This window comes from Massilia agri (assembly GCF_024753255.1).
GTDB classification, from domain to species: Bacteria; Pseudomonadota; Gammaproteobacteria; order Burkholderiales; family Burkholderiaceae_D; genus Telluria; species Telluria agri.
This window is the reverse complement of the sequence record NZ_JANUHA010000005.1, coordinates 195,337-211,562: the sequence shown is the minus strand read 5'-3', so window position 1 is coordinate 211,562 and position 16,226 is coordinate 195,337. Positions and strand designations below refer to the sequence as shown.

18 protein-coding genes are annotated in these 16,226 nt (G+C 65.9%); 9 read left to right on the top strand and 9 right to left on the bottom strand.

Going from position 1 to position 16,226, the window contains the following annotated elements:
- Positions 1–10: 10 nt before the first annotated feature.
- Both NX780_RS09635 and NX780_RS09630 read right to left on the bottom strand, forming a co-directional pair.
- Positions 11–484: an adenylyltransferase/cytidyltransferase family protein gene (locus NX780_RS09635; protein WP_258827648.1), complete on the bottom strand. Its 474-nt coding sequence runs from the start codon at positions 482–484 to the stop codon at positions 11–13.
- A 6-nt stretch (positions 485–490) separates the two neighbouring features.
- Positions 491–1,675, bottom strand: coding sequence for a PilT/PilU family type 4a pilus ATPase (locus tag NX780_RS09630; RefSeq protein WP_258827647.1), 1,185 nt, complete (start codon positions 1,673–1,675; stop codon positions 491–493).
- Between the two features lie 164 nt (positions 1,676–1,839).
- On the opposite strand from NX780_RS09630, the gene NX780_RS09625 reads away from it, so the two are divergent.
- The gene (locus NX780_RS09625; RefSeq protein WP_258827646.1) at positions 1,840–2,781 is read left to right on the top strand and encodes a hydrogen peroxide-inducible genes activator; all 942 of its coding nucleotides are present in this window, start codon (positions 1,840–1,842) and stop codon (positions 2,779–2,781) included.
- On the top strand, positions 2,778–3,176 hold the full coding sequence (locus tag NX780_RS09620; protein WP_258827645.1) for a YbbD-related protein: 399 nt from the start codon (positions 2,778–2,780) through the stop codon (positions 3,174–3,176). Before NX780_RS09625 ends, NX780_RS09620 begins: the two co-directional genes overlap by 4 nt.
- A gap of 25 nt (positions 3,177–3,201) precedes the next feature.
- On the opposite strand, the gene NX780_RS09615 is transcribed toward NX780_RS09620, so the two are convergent.
- From NX780_RS09615 to NX780_RS09600, 4 genes are all read right to left on the bottom strand, one after another.
- Positions 3,202–3,780 carry a hypothetical protein gene (locus NX780_RS09615; RefSeq protein ID WP_258827644.1) on the bottom strand — a complete coding sequence of 193 codons (579 nt, stop codon included), beginning with the start codon at positions 3,778–3,780 and terminating at the stop codon, positions 3,202–3,204.
- 127 nt (positions 3,781–3,907) lie between these two features.
- On the bottom strand, positions 3,908–4,372 hold the full coding sequence (locus tag NX780_RS09610; protein ID WP_258827643.1) for a YaiI/YqxD family protein: 465 nt from the start codon (positions 4,370–4,372) through the stop codon (positions 3,908–3,910).
- Between the two features lie 214 nt (positions 4,373–4,586).
- Positions 4,587–5,162, bottom strand: a complete 576-nt coding sequence (locus tag NX780_RS09605) for a PEP-CTERM sorting domain-containing protein (RefSeq protein WP_258827642.1) — start codon at positions 5,160–5,162, stop codon at positions 4,587–4,589.
- 19 nt (positions 5,163–5,181) lie between these two features.
- Positions 5,182–6,684 carry a PhoX family protein gene (locus tag NX780_RS09600; RefSeq protein ID WP_258827641.1) on the bottom strand — a complete coding sequence of 501 codons (1,503 nt, stop codon included), beginning with the start codon at positions 6,682–6,684 and terminating at the stop codon, positions 5,182–5,184.
- A gap of 239 nt (positions 6,685–6,923) precedes the next feature.
- Here NX780_RS09600 and ubiA point away from each other — a divergent pair, with 239 nt between their 5' ends.
- Genes ubiA through NX780_RS09580 form a run of 4 tightly spaced genes read left to right on the top strand, consistent with a single transcriptional unit; the run spans position 6,924 to position 8,809 of the window.
- Positions 6,924–7,778, top strand: coding sequence for a 4-hydroxybenzoate octaprenyltransferase (gene ubiA / locus NX780_RS09595; protein ID WP_258827640.1), 855 nt, complete (start codon positions 6,924–6,926; stop codon positions 7,776–7,778).
- A 42-nt stretch (positions 7,779–7,820) separates the two neighbouring features.
- Positions 7,821–8,141: an ElaB/YgaM/YqjD family protein gene (locus tag NX780_RS09590; protein ID WP_258827639.1), complete on the top strand. Its 321-nt coding sequence runs from the start codon at positions 7,821–7,823 to the stop codon at positions 8,139–8,141.
- 1 nt (position 8,142) lies between these two features.
- Positions 8,143–8,517 (top strand): phage holin family protein, encoded by a 375-nt coding sequence (locus NX780_RS09585; protein ID WP_258827638.1) that lies wholly within the window; start codon positions 8,143–8,145, stop codon positions 8,515–8,517.
- The gene (locus NX780_RS09580) at positions 8,507–8,809 is read left to right on the top strand and encodes a hypothetical protein (RefSeq protein WP_258827637.1); all 303 of its coding nucleotides are present in this window, start codon (positions 8,507–8,509) and stop codon (positions 8,807–8,809) included. The genes NX780_RS09585 and NX780_RS09580 overlap by 11 nt, the downstream gene beginning before the upstream one ends.
- A gap of 36 nt (positions 8,810–8,845) precedes the next feature.
- Here the strand turns inward: NX780_RS09580 and proC are convergent, their stop codons facing one another.
- Complete coding sequence (gene proC / locus NX780_RS09575) at positions 8,846–9,661, bottom strand: pyrroline-5-carboxylate reductase (RefSeq protein ID WP_258827636.1); 816 nt, start codon at positions 9,659–9,661, stop codon at positions 8,846–8,848.
- Between the two features lie 12 nt (positions 9,662–9,673).
- Positions 9,674–10,375, bottom strand: coding sequence for a YggS family pyridoxal phosphate-dependent enzyme (locus NX780_RS09570; protein ID WP_258827635.1), 702 nt, complete (start codon positions 10,373–10,375; stop codon positions 9,674–9,676).
- Positions 10,376–10,452: 77 nt separating this feature from the next.
- Here NX780_RS09570 and NX780_RS09565 point away from each other — a divergent pair, with 77 nt between their 5' ends.
- Both NX780_RS09565 and NX780_RS09560 read left to right on the top strand, forming a co-directional pair.
- Positions 10,453–11,496 (top strand): type IV pilus twitching motility protein PilT, encoded by a 1,044-nt coding sequence (locus NX780_RS09565; RefSeq protein ID WP_258827634.1) that lies wholly within the window; start codon positions 10,453–10,455, stop codon positions 11,494–11,496.
- 12 nt (positions 11,497–11,508) lie between these two features.
- The gene (locus NX780_RS09560) at positions 11,509–12,645 is read left to right on the top strand and encodes a PilT/PilU family type 4a pilus ATPase (RefSeq protein ID WP_258827633.1); all 1,137 of its coding nucleotides are present in this window, start codon (positions 11,509–11,511) and stop codon (positions 12,643–12,645) included.
- Positions 12,646–12,709: 64 nt separating this feature from the next.
- Here the strand turns inward: NX780_RS09560 and NX780_RS09555 are convergent, their stop codons facing one another.
- Complete coding sequence (locus tag NX780_RS09555) at positions 12,710–13,573, bottom strand: alpha/beta hydrolase (RefSeq protein WP_258827632.1); 864 nt, start codon at positions 13,571–13,573, stop codon at positions 12,710–12,712.
- Between the two features lie 245 nt (positions 13,574–13,818).
- On the opposite strand from NX780_RS09555, the gene NX780_RS09550 reads away from it, so the two are divergent.
- Positions 13,819–16,224 carry a TonB-dependent receptor plug domain-containing protein gene (locus tag NX780_RS09550; protein ID WP_258827631.1) on the top strand — a complete coding sequence of 802 codons (2,406 nt, stop codon included), beginning with the start codon at positions 13,819–13,821 and terminating at the stop codon, positions 16,222–16,224.
- Positions 16,225–16,226 lie beyond the last annotated feature (2 nt).

Here is a 16,226-nt window from a genome sequence, read left to right as displayed (position 1 = left end):
CCCTACGGGATCAGCCGCGGATCTTGGCGACGAGTTTCGTCGTGGAGCGATCGTGCTCGAAGTCGATCGCCACCGCACGTCCGCCGTAGGCCAGCACCGCCTGCCCTTCCGGGATCTGCGTCATGTCGTAATCGCCGCCCTTGGCGTAAATCTCCGGCTTCGCCTCTAACACCACTTCCAACGCGGTGTCCTCGTCGAAGTCCACCACCAGGCTCACTGACTCGAGCGCCGCCAGCACCGCCATGCGATCGGCCAGGGTGTTGTGCGGGCGGTCGTCGCCCTTGCCGAGGCGTTTGACCGAGGCGTCGGTGTTGGCGGCCACCACCAGCGAAGCACCCAGCTCGCGCGCCTGGGCGAGATAGGTGACGTGGCCGCGGTGCAGGATGTCGAACACGCCGTTGGTGAGCACCACCGGTTTCGGTAAGTGGGCGATACGCTGCGCCAGCTCGGCGCGCGTGCAGATCTTGGTTTCGAATGCTGGCATAAGTAGTCAGGTGTTGGGAGCGTCGTCTTTCGGTTCTTCCTCGATCGCCATGGACAGCGAAGGCGAGGCGCCTCCGCCCTCGCCCGGCCCCTTGCGCTCGCCGGACAGCTTGATCTGCAGGCGCAGGCCGTTGGCCGAGTCGGCATTGCGGATCGCTTCGTCGTAGCCGATATAGCCCTTGTTGTAGAGCTCGTACAGCGCCTGGTCGAAGGTGCACATGCCGAGCTCGCGCGACTTGTGCATGATCTCCTTGATGTTCTGGAAGTTCCCCTTCAGGATCATCTCGCTGATGGTCGGGGTGTTCAGGAGGATTTCGATGGCCGCCTTGCGGCCCTTGCCGTCCTCGGTGCGGATCAGGCGCTGCGAGACCACCGCGCGCAGGTTCGAGGACAGGTCCATCAGCAGCTGGTTGCGGCGCTCTTCCGGGAAGAAGTTGATGATGCGGTCGAGCGTCTGGTTCGCATTGTTCGCATGCAGCGTGCCCAGGCACAGGTGGCCGGTCTCGGCGAAGGCGATCGCGTGCTCCATGGTCTCGGTGTCGCGGATCTCGCCGATCAGGATCACGTCCGGCGCCTGGCGCAGCGTGTTCTTCAGGGCGTTGTGCCAGGAGTGGGTGTCCACGCCCACCTCGCGGTGCGTGACCAGGCAGTTCTTGTTCTTGTGGACGTACTCCACCGGGTCTTCGACCGTGATGATGTGGCCGGCCGAATTGCTGTTGCGGTAGTCGATCATCGCCGCCAGCGTGGTGGACTTGCCGGAGCCGGTGCCGCCGACCACCAGCACCAGGCCGCGCTTGGTCATCACGACTTCCTTGAGCACCTCGGGCAGGTCGAGCTTTTCGAAGTTCGGGATCTCGGAGGCGATGGTGCGCACCACCATGCCCACGCTCTGCTGCTGCACGAAAACGTTGACGCGGAAACGGCATACGCCCGGCAGCGAGATCGCGAAATTGCACTCCATCTCGGCTTCGAACTCGGCGCGCTGGCGCTCGTTCATCAGCGACAGCGCCAGGGCACGGGTGACCTCGCCGGACAGGCGCTGCTGGCTCAGGGGCTTCATCGCGCCCTGGTGCTTCATGCTGGGCGGGAAATCGCTGGAGATGAAGAGGTCGGAGCCGCCCTGGTGGTGCATCACCGTCAGCAGCTTGTGGATATAGGCCTGGGCTTCCGCCGGGCCGAAGGTCGACGACATGGGGTACCTCGCGAGAACACAGGCTAACTTCCTGCCCGGCAATTATATAGATGTCGGATGCGAGGCAGTCGATTTCGATAGAATATGAAATCGTGGCTGACTAATAGCCAACATTGTGTCAGGATGGCGTCAACACAGTGGCGCCAACCTGGGCAAAAGAACCTATGACACTGACCGAGCTGAAATACATCGTCGCCGTCGCGCGCGCCAAACACTTTGGCCATGCCGCCGAAGCCTGCTTCGTAGCCCAACCCACCCTGTCCGTCGCGATCAAGAAGCTCGAAGACGAGCTTGGGGTGACCCTGTTCGAACGCGGGGGTTCCGAAGTCTCGGTGACGCCGCTGGGCGCCCAGATCGTGGCCCAGGCCGAGCGCGTGCTGGAGCAGACCGCCGCCATCAAGGAACTGGCCAAGCAGAACAAGGATCCGCTGGCCGGGCCGCTGCGCCTGGGCGTGATCTACACCATCGGCCCCTACCTGCTGCCGCCACTGGTGAAACGCCTGATCGACACCGTGCCGCAGATGCCGCTGGTGCTGCAGGAGAACTACACGCACAAACTGCTCGAACTGCTGCGCCAGGGCGAGCTCGACGCCGCCATCGTGGCCCTGCCCCTCCCGGACCACGGGATGTCGATGCAGACCCTGTACGACGAGCCTTTCGTCGTCGCCATGCCGCGCTCCCACCCCTGGGCCAAGCGCAAGGAAATCCCGGCCGACGACCTGAAACTGGAAACCATGCTGCTGCTGGGCGCCGGCCACTGCTTCCGCGACCAGGTGCTGGAAGTGTGCCCGGAGATGGCGCGCTACTCCTCGCCCGGCAACGGCATGCAGCGCACCTTCGAGGGGTCTTCGCTCGAGACCATCCGCCACATGGTGGCCAGCGGCATCGGCCTGACCGTGCTGCCGCGCGCCTCGGTGGCCGACATGCACGACCCGAACGGCCTGCTGACCTACGTCCCATTCTCCGACCCGGCGCCTTCGCGCCGCGTGGTGATCGTATGGCGCAAGAGCTTCACCCGGCGCGCCGCGATCGATGCGGTGGCCATGGCGGTGGGCGATTGCAAGCTGCCGGGCATCGAGATGGTGGCGCTCGAAGCGGCGGCTTGAAGCGTGCGCTGAAAACGCTGGCGTGGACCCTGCCGGGGTGCCTGGCCGCCTTCTGGCTGCTCCTGCTGTTCCTGCCCAGCGACGTGGTAAAGAGCCGCTACGCCACGCTACAGGCTGCGCGCGACGACAGCCTGTTCGAAGGCGGCTGGCTGCCGGACATTCTGCCACCGTCATCGCAGGACATCGTGACCGTGCATAATCTCGACCTGAACGAGGCGTCCGGCGAGTTTCGCTTTGCTCCCGAGCATTACCCATGGCTGCTCGCCAGGACAAGGCCAGCTGTCCGCCAGGGTCGCGAGATGCGCATCGTTTCGCAGGATGACGATACCTGGGTGTTCGACTGCAATGGCGCCGAAGGACGATGCAGCTACCGGAACGAACGGCAGCATCCTTGAACGCGCGCGCGCGGGCCGGCGCACATCAGGCGTACGAGACGGCAGGCCTCGCCCGCCGTCGCGCGGCGCCCCACGCTCCCAGCACCAGCAGGCCACCCGCTGCCATCGTGGCCTGTCCCGGCTCGGGCACCGGGGGTGGGCTGATCGTGAAGCGGGTCTGGTCGGTCCAGCGCCAGACGGTCCAGTTCGATTCGCCATTGCCGACATAGCCGCCGCCTTCCATCTTGTCGCCAGCGGTGACGTAGAAGGTCGAGCGCGCAGCCTCGTCCGTGTAAAGCCATTCCGCCTTGAAGTAGAGTTCGCCGTCGAGGCTGTAGCGGAAATCGCTTACCTCGCAATAGAAGCCGCCGCCCCCGCAGTAGCTGAACTCGCGCACATCGAATTCGAGGGAGTCCAGGTAGAAACGCGACAACTCGCCCTGCACGACGACGCCGTCCCCATCCAGGTCTTCGCCGACGAAGAATCCGCCGAGTTCACGGCGCGGGTCGAACACGCCGCCGGTCTCGAAGCCGGTATAGCTGAACTCCCAGAAGGTCTCGGCCTGCGCCGCAGGCGCAAGCGTGATGAGGGACAGCCCAAGGCCGGCCAGGGTTTGCTTCCACATTGCAATCTCCTCGCGGGCTCCGGCCCGACGGCGATAGGGAAAGCCTAGCAGATGCGAGGATGGCACCCGCCGCGCACGCTTGCGTTCGGCACGAAACAGCAGGAAACGTTGTTCTGCCGCCTCAGCCTTATCGGGCCGGAGCGCGCACGCCCACGCGCGCCAGTTGCCGGTCGAGGGCATTCGCGAAGTTTCGACTGTCCGCCTGGCTGAAGGCGGCCGGCCCGCCGGTGTCGACGCCGCTGCCGCGCAGCTCTTCCATGAAGGCGCGCATGGAGAGCTGCTGGGCGATCGTGTCCCTGGTGTACCACTCTCCGCGCGGATTGAGCGGCAGGCCGCCCTTCTCCAGTACCTGGGCGGCGAACGGGATGTCGCCGGTCACCACGATGTCGCCCGCTTCCACGCGCGCGACGATCTCGGCATCGGCCACGTCCGGCCCGGCCGGCACCTGCAGGGCGCGGATGACGCGCGAGCCGGGTACCTTGATCAGCTGGTTGGCCACCAGCGTGACGTTCAGCTGCAGGCGCTCGGCCACGCGGAACAGGATGTCCTTGATGACGGCGGGACAGGCGTCGGCGTCCACCCAGATGTGCATGGTCTTGGTCTCGGAATCAGGAAAAAAGTGTGTTGCACGCCATTGTAGCCGCCGGCGGTCTCAGGCTGCGATCCGCCTGCTGCAGGCGTATGCGTAAGAAGATCCGTGCAAAGCGCCGCGTCTTGGCACGGCCGGCTCGCCGGAGCAATGCGTGGCGCATCGAATGCGCCAGGTCGAAAATGGTCCGGCCGAAAACCCGGCCGGACCATGCACATCAATCCTTCTTGCGGCGGCGCGCAGCGGCCATCAGGCCGGCCATGCACAGCATCGGCAGCACCAGGGCGGCCGATGAGGGTTCCGGCACGGTGGCGGTGATGGTGAAGGTGTCGCCCGCGCGCAGGCCGGCGGTGTCGAGCAGCCAGTCGGCCGCGCCGGCATCGCCGAATACGTCGCCGAACTGGAACTCGGCATACTCCGGCGCGGCGAAGCTGATGCCCGCGGCAAACTCTCCGCTGTCGACCCGCTCGATGCTGCCAAATGCCGGGGTCACGGTGCCGGGCGCCGCGAAGCGGATGCCCTGCAGGCTGAAAGTGAAGCGGTTCAGTGCGGCGCCGGCCAGGTTGCGCACCAGGGCGTCGAAGCTCAAGGGGCCCAGCAGGTCGTCTTCTTCCAGCGTGAAGGTCAGGCTCTTGCTGCTGAAATTCTGCAGGTCGAGGTCGAAGGAGACCGAACCGGCAGTGCTGTAATTGCTGACCGGGTTCGAGCCGGTGCTGGCGCTCAAGAGGGCGGCGTTGGCGGCGCAGGACAGGGTCAGGGCGCCGGCGAAGGCAAGCAGTTTGGCGAATTTCATGGGGTTCTCCAATGAGTGATTACAGCGGGCCCTTGGCCCAGGGACCGGTGATCGCGAAGGTGATGCCCGGGGTCTGGATGTTGACGAAGAGGTAGCGGCCGGTCGGGTCGAAGCAGGCGCCGGCGAACTCGTTGCCGCGCTGGTCGCCCGCGAGCGAGGTCAGCTTGCCGGCGGCGCTCAGTTGGGCGCTGCTGAGGTTGATGTTGTTCTTGGCAAAGATGTAGGCGTCGCCGAGGCTGGTGAGGCCCATCAGGCGCTGGCCGAAGCCGAAGGGGTCGGTGGCGGCGGTCGAGGCGTCTTCGCAGATCAGGATGGCGTTGCGCGGGCTGACGGTCAGGTTGTCGCCCATATTGCCGACCAGCTGGCTCGGGCTCGAGTAGATGCAGGTCAGGACCTGGCTCGCCAGGTCGAGCTCCCAGATGCTGCCGCGCTGCACCGCGCCGCCCGAGGTGTCCATCACGTACATCTTGCCCTGGGCGTACCAGATGCCTTCGCCGCGGTTCATGCGCGCCGCGCCCTGCTCCCAGCCCTGCACGAAGGGACCGGCCGCATTCGTGATGCGCACGCCGCTCGGGCCGGTCGCGTCGCCGCGGTTGGCGTCCGGCCGGGGGATGGTGACCCATTCCAGTTCGAACTTCATGTCCACCGGCACATTGGCCAGGTTGACGTTATGGACGCCCTTGACCTTGGCCATCTGCAGCACGCCACCCATGGCCAGGCTGCCCGGGGCGCCCGTGCGGATGTCCGGCACATAGCGGTAGAAACCCGACTTGCCCGAGGAATCCTCGGTCTGGTAGACGATGCCGGTGGCCGGGTCGACGGCGGCGGCTTCGTGGGCGAAGCGGCCCATGCCGACGATCGGCTGGCCGGTGGTCAGGCGCGGATCCGAATGCACTTCGAAGACGTAGCCGTGCTTCTTGCCCGAGGCGCTGACGCTGTCGGAGCCGACTTCCTCGCAGCTCAGCCAGGTGCCCCAGGGGGTGACGCCGCCGGCACAGTTGGTCTGGGTGCCGCCCAGGCTGGGGGTCATGCTGACCCAGTTACCGTCGCGGAACAGCAGGTTGGTGGTGCCGCCGCCGAACTTGTTGCTCGAACCGCCGCCGGTGCTGCCGCCGTCGTAGACGCCGCTCGCATTCAGGAAGTTGCTTGGCGAGGTGCCGCCGATCTCGTGGTTACGCACCAACACCAGCTCGGTGCTGCGGCCGACCTTGCGCGACAGCACCACGCCCATGCCGTCGTGGCCGCCCGGGCAGGCGCGACCGTCCGTCATCAGGTCGCCGCGCCAGCCGAAACTTTTATAGGTGAAGCCGACCGGCAGCTGCAGCAGCGGCAGGCCGGTCGTGATGTCGTTCACCGGGGCGATCGGGCCGTAGGGGCTGTCGACCAGGGTGGTGGCGCCGTTGGCGGCCATGGCCTGCTGCGACTGCAGCGCGGCGAAGGCGGATACGAAAGGCAGCGCGGTCGAGCCGGCCAGGCCCTTGAGCAGATTGCGCCGGCTTGGCGAAACGTCCTTGTCAGTCATTGTGCATCTCCAATGTGTGATGGAGCCGGTTCCCACCGGCGGTCTTGGTATGGCCGATGCATTAAAACAAACGAAGATGTCCGTTCAATGACAACAAAATGGCAACTTTTTAGCCCAACATGCAGAGCTCGCTGCAAGGACGTCATGCGCGGTCCGTCAAGACGGCGCACCGGCCGCAAAAGCCGTAGAATCGCTGTCTTCTGCTCAACAGTTCTTGCTGGACAAGACGCGACGATCCAATGAACAAGCTGGCGCTCTACTTCCGCCTGGTCCGTGCCGACAAGCCGATCGGCATCCTCCTGCTGCTCTGGCCCACCCTGTGGGCCTTGTGGATGGCATCCGGCGGCGTGCCGGAAATTAGGGTGCTGGCGATCTTCGTCATCGGCACCGCCCTGATGCGCTCCGCCGGCTGCGCCATCAACGACTACGCCGACCGCGACTTCGACAAGCACGTCAAGCGCACCGTCGACCGTCCCCTCACCAGCGGCAAGATCCGCGGCTGGGAAGCGGTGATGGTGGCGATGGTGCTATCGCTGGTCTCTTTTCTCCTGATCCTGCCGCTGAACGCGCTGACCAAGCAGCTCTCGGTGCTGGCCCTGATCGTGGCCGGCACCTACCCCTATTTCAAGCGCTTCTTCGCGATTCCCCAGGCGTATTTAGGGATCGCGTTCGGCTTCGGCATTCCGATGGCCTTCGCCGCCGTCCAGAACGAGGTGCCGGCGGTGGCCTGGTGGCTCTTGGCGGCGAACGTATTCTGGGCCGTGGCCTACGACACCGAGTATGCGATGGTGGACCGCGACGACGACCTCAAGATCGGCATCCGCACCTCGGCCATCACCTTCGGGCGCTTCGACGTGGCCGCCGTGATGCTGTGCTACGGCGCGGCGCTGGCCATCGACCTGGTGTGCGGCTGGTACCTCGGCCTGCGCTGGTGGTTCGTGGCCGGCGTCGTGGTCGCGGCGGGCCTGGCGCTCTACCACTACACCCTGATCCGGCACCGCGACCGCATGGACTGCTTCAAGGCCTTCCGCCACAACAACTGGCTAGGGGCCGCACTGTTCATCGGTGTCGCACTCGACTATGCAATCGGGTAATATTGCACAAAAAGCATTCCTTCAACCTAGAGAGGCCCCACCATGATGGAAAAGATCCCGACCCAAACCGGCACCCGCGAGCAACTGATGTCCGACCTGAAGACCGTGATCCAGGACGCGGAAGCCTGGCTGCGCAACGGCGGCCAGCTGACCGGCGACGAACTGAAGGCGGCCAAGGCGAAGTTCGAACAGACCCTGTCGGCGGCCAAGGAAGGCCTGGCCGAATACCAGCAGACCGTGGTCGAGAAGACCAAGGAAGCGGCGCGCGCGACCGACGAATACGTCCACGAGAACCCATGGAAGTCGGTGGGCCTGGGCGCCGCCGTCGGCGTCGTGATCGGCATGCTGATCGCGCGTCGCTGAGATGATCACCGCGGCGCTCCGGCAGTTCGGGGCCAATCTGGTCGACTTGCTGCGCACGCGCATCGAGCTGGCCACGATCGAGCTCCAGGAAGGCACGCACCGCCTGTTCGGCTACCTGGCCTGGGCGGCCGCCGCCGCGGTGCTGGGGCTGTTCGCCCTGGCCCTGGCGGTGCTGTTCGTGCTGGTGCTGTTCTGGGATACCCATCGCCTGGAGGCGGTGGGCGGCATGACGCTGCTGTTCGCGCTGGGCGGCCTGTTCGCAGTGATGAAGCTGCGCGCCGGCCTGGCCGCGCGTGAGCCCTTCCTGCCCGCCACGCTGGGCGAGCTGCGCAAGGATGCCGCCGCGCTCAAGGGAGAGCAAAGCGATGGCTTCTAGACCGCAGGAGCTGGCCGCGCGCCGCGAGGCCCTGGTCGCCCGCTGCGCCGACCAGCGCGCCCTGCTCGCGCAGGACTACTCGCAGCTCGCCTCGCCCGCGACGCTTGGGGCCATTCCCGCCTATGCGATCCGCCACAAGAAGGCGGCGCTGATCGTCGGCGGCGTGGCGGCGGGTCTCTTCATCACGCGCCCCAAGTGGGCGGTGGGCACCGTGACGGCCGCCGTCTCGGCCTACAAGTTCGCCCAGAAGCTCCTTCCGGTGCTGCGCTGGAAGGGCTTCGAGATCCATTAGCGTGTAGCCGTGGTCCGGTCCCTTGACCGGACCATGCTATGCCTTCCCCAGTTCCTCGCCCAGCTCGCGGCCGCGCGCGGCCGCCGCCTTCATGGCGGCGACGATGGCTTCCTTCACGCCCGCCGCTTCCATGCTGGTGATGGCCGCGTGCGTCGTGCCGCCCTTCGAGGTCACGCGCTGGCGCAGGACGTCGACCGGGTCGCCGGTCTGCGCCGCCAACTGGGCGGCGCCGGTGAAGGTGGCGAGCGCGAGTCTCCTCCCCTGCTCCGCGTCCAGCCCCATCTCGCGCGCCGCCTGCTGCATCGCCTCCAGGAAGTAGAAGACATAGGCCGGGCCACTGCCCGACACCGCCGTCACCGGATCGATCAGTTCCTCACGGTCCAGCCACACGGTCTGGCCAACGGCGGCCATGACCTTGTCGGCCGCCTCGCGCTGCGCCGCATCCACGCCGCTTTCCGCCACCATGCCGGTGATGCCCATGGCGATCAGGGCCGGCGTGTTCGGCATGGCGCGCACGATGCGGGTGTAGCCGCCCAGCCAGCGCGAGAGGTCCTTGATGCGGATGCCGGCCGCGATCGAGAGCACCAGCGGCTGATTGCCCAGTCGGGCTTTCAGCTGATCCGCCACCTCGCGCATCTGCTGCGGCTTCACCGCCAGCACGATCACGTCGGCGCCAGATACCTGCACGTCGATGCCGTTCGCGGTGCTCACGCCGTACTGGGCCGCCAGGCGCTCCAGCGCCTCGGCGTTCGGGTCCACCACGTGCAGGCTGCCGGCGCCCGTCAGTTGGCCGGCAAGGCCCGCGATCAGGGCCGTGGCCATATTGCCGCCGCCGATGAATGCAATCTTCATGCTCTTCCTTTGTTATTCGTAATGGCGGACGCCGAAGATGGCGCTGCCGATGCGGACGATGGTCGCCCCTTCCGCCACCGCCGCCTTCAGGTCGCCCGACATGCCCATCGACAGGGTGTCGAGCGCCAGGCCTTGCGCGCGCAGGGCCTCGAACAGCGCGCGCAGGCGCGCAAAAGCGGCGCGCTGCTGCGCTTCATCCTTCGTCGCCTCGGGAATCGCCATCAGGCCGCGCAGGCGCAAGTTCGGCAGCGCCGCGACCTGGCGCGCGAGTTCCGGCAGTTCGTCTTCGCTGGCGCCGCTCTTGCTGGCCTCTCCGCTGATGTTGACCTGGATGCAGATGTCGAGCGGACCGAGTTCCTCGGGGCGCTGCTCGGACAGGCGCTGGGCGATCTTCAGCCGCTCCACCGTGTGCACCCACTGGAAGTTCGACGCGATGGGGCGGGTCTTGTTGCTCTGGATCGGGCCGATGAAATGCCATTCGAGCACAGCATCTGGTTGCAGGCGCGCCACTTCCTGCATCTTGTCGAGGCCTTCCTGCAGATAGTTTTCGCCGAAGGCACGTTGTCCGGCTGCCATCGCTTCGAGCACCGCTTCCGCAGGGAAGGTCTTCGACACGGCCAGCAACCGGACCTCGTTTTTGCCTCTTCCGGCAGAGGCACAGGCGGCCCCGATTGTCGCTTCGACAGCTTGCAAGTTCGCAGCGATTATGGACATAATGATTTTCTATAGGAAATATTTTGAGTCGAGACGAGGACCTTCGCCTGGCTCCATTCACGCTCTGGATTATAACAATGGATATTTCGGAACTCCTCGCCTTCTCGGTCAAGAACAAGGCGTCTGACCTGCACCTTTCCGCCGGCCTGCCGCCGATGATCCGGGTGCACGGCGACGTGCGCCGCATCAACCTGCCGCCGCTCGAGCACAAGGACGTGCACGGCATGATCTATGACATCATGAACGACGGCCAGCGCAAGCAGTACGAAGAGGTGCTGGAGTGCGACTTTTCCTTCGCGATTCCCGGCCTGGCGCGCTTCCGCGTCAACGCCTTCAACCAGGAACGCGGCGCGGCCGCCGTGCTGCGTACCATTCCCTCGAAGATCCTGTCGCTGGAAGAACTGAACGCGCCGAAGATCTTCAGCGAGCTGGCCTTGAAACCGCGCGGCCTGGTGCTGGTGACCGGCCCCACCGGCTCGGGCAAATCGACCACGCTGGCGGCGATGATCAACCACCTGAACGAAAACGAGTACGGCCACATCCTCACCATCGAGGACCCGATCGAGTTCGTGCACGACTCCAAGAAGTGCCTGATCAACCAGCGCGAAGTCGGCCCGCACACCCTGTCCTTCAACAACGCGTTGCGCTCGGCGCTGCGCGAAGACCCGGACTGCATCCTGGTGGGCGAGCTGCGCGACCTGGAAACCATCCGCCTGGCCCTGTCGGCGGCGGAGACCGGCCACCTGGTGTTCGGCACCCTGCACACCTCCTCGGCCGCCAAGACCATCGACCGTATCGTCGACGTGTTCCCGGCCGAAGAAAAAGAGATGGTGCGCGCCATGCTGTCGGAGTCGCTCCAGGCCGTGATCTCGCAGACCCTGCTCAAGACCAAGGACGGCTCGGGCCGCGTGGCGGCGCACGAGATCATGATCGGCACCCCGGCGATCCGCAACCTGATCCGCGAAGCCAAGATCGCCCAGATGTACTCGGCCATCCAGACCGGCAGCAACGTCGGCATGCAGACGCTCGACCAGAACCTGACGGACCTGGTGCGCCGCAACGTGATCTCCAGCAGCGCGGCCCGTTCGGCAGCCAAGATCCCCGAGAACTTCCCGGGTTAAAGGAGAACAGGTATGGAACGCGACCAGGCATCCAAGTTCATGTTCGACCTGCTGCGCCTGATGACCAGCAAGGGCGGCTCGGACCTCTTCATCACCGCGGGCTTCCCGCCCGCGATCAAGATCGACGGCAAGATGACGCCGGTGTCGAGCCAGCCGCTGACCGGCTCGCACACGGCCGACCTGGCGCGCGCCATCATGAACGACAAGCAGGCCGCCGGCTTCGAACTCTCGAAGGAGGCGAACTTCGCGATCAGCCCCGGCGACCTGGGGCGCTTCCGCGTCTCGGCCTTCATGCAGATGGGCTGCGTGGGCATGGTGCTGCGCGTGATCACCACCACCATCCCGAAGTTCGAGGACCTCGACCTGCCGGGAACCCTGAAGGACGTGATCATGACCAAGCGCGGCCTGGTCATCATGGTCGGCGCCACGGGTTCCGGTAAATCGACGACGCTCGCGGCGATGGTCGGCTACCGCAACGAGAACAGCTACGGCCACATCATCACCATCGAAGACCCGGTCGAATTCGTCCACCCGCACCGCAACTGCGTGATTACGCAGCGCGAAGTGGGCGTGGACACCGACAGCTTCGAGGCGGCGCTGAAGAACTCCCTGCGCCAGGCCCCGGACGTGATCCAGATCGGCGAGATCCGCGACCGCGAGACCATGGAGCATGCGATCGCGTTTGCGGAAACCGGCCACCTGTGCCTGGCGACCCTGCACGCCAACAGCGCCAACCAGGCCCTGGACCGCATCATCAACTTCTTCCCCGAAGAGCGCCGCCAGCAGCTCCTGATGGACCTGTCGCTCAACCTCAAGGGCCTGATCTCGCAGCGCCTGATTCCGAAGAAGGAAGCCAAGGGCCGCGTGGTGGCGATGGAGATCCTGCTGAACTCCCCGCTCATCTCGGACCTGATCTTCAAGGGCGACGTCCACGAGATCAAGGAGATCATGAAGAAGTCGCGCGAGCTGGGCATGCAGACCTTCGACCAGGCCCTGTTCGACCTCTACGAGGCGGACAAGATCACGTACGAAGACGCGCTGCGCAATGCGGACTCGGTGAACGACCTGCGCCTGAACATCAAGCTCAATTCCAAGCACGCGAAGAACCGCGATTTCTCGGCAGGTATGGAGCACCTCGGCATCGTCTGAGCCGGTGCCTTGCCACGGAAACCCATGGGGCGCCTCGGCGCCCCATTTTCTTTGCGCCTGCCGGCTAGGCCCCCATGCCGGCCCGGTTCGAGGTGGGCAGGTGCTGCCGGATCCATTGCGTGGTTTCCAGCAGCACCTCCTCCTTGCCATAGTCATTGAACAGGTCGTGGTAATGGCCCTCGTAGAGCCTGAGGGTCTTGTCCGGCGAGCCGGCGTGCTGGTAGAAAAACTCGCTGCCGGCCGGCACGGTGGCCTTGTCGACGGTGCCATGCATGATCAAGACCGGCAGGGTGATCCGGCCGAATTCCTTCTCCAGCCTTTCATCGGCGCGCACCAGCGCCGCCACGGTGCTGGCCGGTTGCACCTCGTCCGCGATCAGCGGGTCCGCATTCAGCGCGCGCACCGCCTCCGGATCGCGTGAAAAATCCTCGTTGTGCAGCTTCAGGACGCGCAGGTGCGGCGCCACGTGGCTCAGGCCCTTGATGACCGAGAGGACGACGCCGGGGGCCGGCACGCGGAAGGCGAAGCTCTCGCAGATCAGGCCATCGATCTCGGCCTGGTGCTCGAGCGTGTACACGCAGGACACCACCCCGCCCGCGCTGTGCCCCAGCAGGAACACCGGCAGGCCGGGCTCGCGTGTCTTGGCCAGCTCGATCATGGTGGCGAGGTCGCCCACGTAGTCCTCGACATCGCCGACGAAGAAGCGTTCCCCGCTCGACTTGCCGCGCCCGCGCAGGTCGAGTGCATACACGACGAAGCCGTTTTCCACCAACTGGCGCGCGGTCCAATCGTATTGCCCGCTGTGCGAGTTGACGCCGTGGCAGATCACGACCAGGGCGCTGGGCGGCCCCTCGGGACGCCAGCAGCGGAAGAAGATCTGGTTGCCGTCCTTGCCGTCGACGGTCTCTTCGCTGGGAGCCTTCGCCATGACATCCTCCGTTTGCTGGCTGCGGCGCGCAGGCCGCGACCTGGCCAGATTACGGAGTTCTTGCGCGATTCCGACGGCGTTTCACGCATTTTTTGACACAGCGCAAAAGCTTGTCAATTCATTGTGGCTTATGCATAAGCATAGGACAAATCGGTATTTCTGCTGCACTGCAGCGACTGTTAAGCTTGCTTCCCTCCGGCGGCCGCAGTGCCGCCGCAACCCATGCAAGAACAAAGAAGGAAGCCATGAGCTGCAAGCATTCCCACGCCAATCCCGCCCGCGCCGTCCTCGTGCTCGGCCTGATCGCATCGATCGCCCCGCCAGTCGCTGTTGCCCAGGACGCGCCGCAAGCGCCAGCCGCCGAACTGCAATCCGTGGTGGTCACCGGCACCCGCTCGCTGAACCGCCGCACCCTCGATTCGGAGTCGCCGGTCGACGTCATCGGCAGCAAGGAGCTGCTGAGCACCGGTTCCGGCGAGCTCGCCACCGTGCTGTCGCGCCTCCTGCCCTCGATGAACTTCCCGCGCCCGAGCGGGGCCGATGCCAGCGACGCGGTGCGTCCGGCGCAGCTGCGCGGCCTGTCGCCCGACCAGACCCTGGTGCTGGTGAACGGCAAGCGCCGCCACGCCTCGAGCGTCGTCAACGTCAACGGCACCCTGGGGCGCGGCTCGGCGCCGGTCGACCTGAACGCGATCCCGCTGGCGGCGATCGAGCGCATCGAAGTGCTGCGCGACGGCGCCGCGGCCCAATACGGCTCGGACGCGATCGCCGGCGTGGTTAACATCATCCTGAAAAAAGGCGCCGAGGGCGGTGAAGCCGAAGTCGTCTACGGCCAGTTCGACAAGGGCGACGGCGAGCAGGCCACCGTGCGCGCCTCGACCGGCTTCAAGCTGGGCGAGGACGGCTGGCTGCGCGTGGCCGTCGAAGCGGCCGACCGCAATGCCACCAACCGCTCCTTCGCCGACCCGCGCCCATCGGCCGGCCCGCGCCAGGGCAGCATCACCCAGCGCTACGGCGATCCGGACAGCCGTCCGCGCACGCTGTTCCTCAACAGCCAGGTGCGGATCAACGACGACATCGACTGGTACGCCTTCGCCAACTACGGCAAGCGCGAGACCTCCTCGGCCGCGACCTTCCGCACCGCCTATACCAACGACAGCCGCACCACGCTGCGCTCACCCCTGTATCCGGAAGGCTTCCAGCCGCTGCTCGACAGCACCTCGACCGACTCGTCGATCGTGACCGGCCTGCGCGGTGAGCTGGCCGGCTGGCGCTGGGATGCGAGCCTGAACCACGGCCGCAACCGCTTCGAGCTGGACGTCGCCAATACCGTCAACTACAGCCTGGGCGCCACCAGCCCGACCCGCTTCTACGCGGGCGAGCTGACCTCGACGCAGAACCTGGCCAACCTGGACGTGGCGCGCGAGTTTCCGGTGTCCTTCATGAGCGGCCCGCTGACGGTGGCGCTGGGCCTGGAGGCGCGCCACGAGTCCTACGAGATCGGCGCCGGCGAAGCGAATTCCTGGTTCGGCACGGGTGCCCAGGGCTATTCGGGCTTCCGTCCCGAGAACGCCGGCAAGAACAGCCGCAACAACAAATCGGTCTACCTGAACCTGGAAGGCGACATCACGAAGGCGCTGTCCGGCGCCTTCGCGCTGCGCCATGAGCGCTACAGCGATTTCGGCAACACCACCTCGGCCAAGGCCTCGGCCCGCTACGCCTTCACGCCAGGCTTCGCGCTGCGCGGCACCGTGTCGAACGGCTTCCGTGCGCCCTCGCTGGCCCAGTCCTTCTACACGATCACGACGACCAATACCCTGCTGGTGAACGGCAGCAGCGCCCTGGTCGAAACGGGCACTTTCCCAGTCGGCAGCGCCGCAGCCGCGGCCCTGGGCGCCCAGCCACTGAAGGCGGAGAAGGCGCGCAACCTGAGCATCGGCGCGCAATGGCAGCCGACCCGCAACTGGACCACGACCGTCGACCTGTACCGCATCGACATCGACGACCGCATCGTGTTCTCGTCGAACCTGCAGCTGGCGAATGCGCCGCGACTGGCCAGCGCACTGGCCGCCCAGAATATCTACGTTGGCGCAGCACGCTACTTCACCAATGCCGTCGACACCCGCACCAAGGGCGTGGACATCGTCAGCACCTATCGCCTGAACCTGGCGGGAGGCGCCCGCACCGACCTGACGCTGGCCTACAACCACAACGACAACGAAGTGCAGCGCGTGGCGGCCTCGCCCGCCGTGCTGTCGGAACAGAATCTCGTGCTGGTGGACCGCCAGACCGTCAACCGCCTGACCGTCGGCTCCCCCAAGGACAAGCTGAGCCTCTCGGGCGACTACACCCGGGGCATTTGGAACGGCCGCGCCGTCGTCACCCGCTACGGCAAGTTCACGGTGCCGCAGAACGACCCGGCGCTGGACCAGACCTATGATCCGCAATGGGTGCTCGACCTGTCCGCCAGCGTGCGCATCGCCAGCCAGTGGCGCCTGACGGCCGGCATCGACAACGTCACCAACCGCTACCCGGCCCAGGTGACCTCGCGTTCCAACCTGAACGTGAACGGCACCCAGCCCTACAGCGTGTGGGCGCCGAACGGCTTCAATGGCCGCTACTTCTACCTGAAGGCCGGCTATACCTGGTAAGC

Bases quoted from the DNA above. Each gene is read 5' to 3' on its own strand.
- NX780_RS09635 (WP_258827648.1), bottom strand. From the start codon at position 484: ATGCCAGCATTCGAAACCAAGATCTGCACGCGCGCCGAGCTGGCGCAG.
- NX780_RS09585 (WP_258827638.1), top strand. From the start codon at position 8,143: ATGATCACCGCGGCGCTCCGGCAGTTCGGGGCCAATCTGGTCGACTTG.
- ubiA (WP_258827640.1), top strand. From the start codon at position 6,924: ATGAACAAGCTGGCGCTCTACTTCCGCCTGGTCCGTGCCGACAAGCCG.
- NX780_RS09590 (WP_258827639.1), top strand. From the start codon at position 7,821: ATGATGGAAAAGATCCCGACCCAAACCGGCACCCGCGAGCAACTGATG.
- NX780_RS09580 (WP_258827637.1), top strand. From the start codon at position 8,507: ATGGCTTCTAGACCGCAGGAGCTGGCCGCGCGCCGCGAGGCCCTGGTC.
- NX780_RS09600 (WP_258827641.1), bottom strand. From the start codon at position 6,684: ATGACTGACAAGGACGTTTCGCCAAGCCGGCGCAATCTGCTCAAGGGC.
- NX780_RS09555 (WP_258827632.1), bottom strand. From the start codon at position 13,573: ATGGCGAAGGCTCCCAGCGAAGAGACCGTCGACGGCAAGGACGGCAAC.
- NX780_RS09560 (WP_258827633.1), top strand. From the start codon at position 11,509: ATGGAACGCGACCAGGCATCCAAGTTCATGTTCGACCTGCTGCGCCTG.
- NX780_RS09615 (WP_258827644.1), bottom strand. From the start codon at position 3,780: ATGTGGAAGCAAACCCTGGCCGGCCTTGGGCTGTCCCTCATCACGCTT.
- NX780_RS09610 (WP_258827643.1), bottom strand. From the start codon at position 4,372: ATGCACATCTGGGTGGACGCCGACGCCTGTCCCGCCGTCATCAAGGAC.
- NX780_RS09550 (WP_258827631.1), top strand. From the start codon at position 13,819: ATGAGCTGCAAGCATTCCCACGCCAATCCCGCCCGCGCCGTCCTCGTG.
- NX780_RS09630 (WP_258827647.1), bottom strand. From the start codon at position 1,675: ATGTCGTCGACCTTCGGCCCGGCGGAAGCCCAGGCCTATATCCACAAG.
- proC (WP_258827636.1), bottom strand. From the start codon at position 9,661: ATGAAGATTGCATTCATCGGCGGCGGCAATATGGCCACGGCCCTGATC.
- NX780_RS09605 (WP_258827642.1), bottom strand. From the start codon at position 5,162: ATGAAATTCGCCAAACTGCTTGCCTTCGCCGGCGCCCTGACCCTGTCC.
- NX780_RS09570 (WP_258827635.1), bottom strand. From the start codon at position 10,375: ATGTCCATAATCGCTGCGAACTTGCAAGCTGTCGAAGCGACAATCGGG.
- NX780_RS09565 (WP_258827634.1), top strand. From the start codon at position 10,453: ATGGATATTTCGGAACTCCTCGCCTTCTCGGTCAAGAACAAGGCGTCT.
- NX780_RS09625 (WP_258827646.1), top strand. From the start codon at position 1,840: ATGACACTGACCGAGCTGAAATACATCGTCGCCGTCGCGCGCGCCAAA.